Here is a 504-nt window from a genome sequence, read left to right as displayed (position 1 = left end):
AAAAAGATACCAAGCAATGGAGCCATATTAGGTTGAGTGATCAAATAGGATAATTTCTTTAATATTGATTGCTCCTGAACCTTCTCAGTCATTTTATTGCTGTGTTTTGATTCTTTTAATAAGACTGCTGTCATTATTAAATTAATCCCATTCATAAAAGCAGCAGCAAAGAACGGTGCATGTAAGTTCCATTCACCCAAAACTCCACCTATTACCGGACCCGCTATAAACCCAATACCAAAGACAGCTCCAAGGAGACCAAACCTTTTTGCACGCTCATGGGCTGGAGTAATATCTGAAACATAAGCTGTTGCAACAGCCATGTTGGCACCTGTAATTCCCGCAAAAATACGACCAATATATAGCCACAATAGAGAAGGAGCAGCAGCCATTAGGAGATAATCAGCCGTTGCACCAGCAATTGAAATAATTAATACAGGTCGACGTCCAAATCGGTCACTCAACGCTCCAAGGATAGGTGCAAAAATGAACTGCATCAGAGCA

1 pseudogene is annotated in these 504 nt (G+C 40.5%); it reads right to left on the bottom strand.

The features are described 5' to 3' along the window. A pseudogene (tet(39), locus tag OUA97_RS23315) lies at positions 1–504 on the bottom strand (tetracycline efflux MFS transporter Tet(39)); the annotation flags it as partial.

This window comes from Phenylobacterium sp. 58.2.17 (genome assembly GCF_026411515.1).
In the GTDB taxonomy this organism is placed as follows: Bacteria; Pseudomonadota; Alphaproteobacteria; order Caulobacterales; family Caulobacteraceae; genus Phenylobacterium.
The sequence above is the reverse complement of the archived record's forward strand: the minus strand, read 5'-3'. Positions and strand labels throughout refer to the sequence as shown.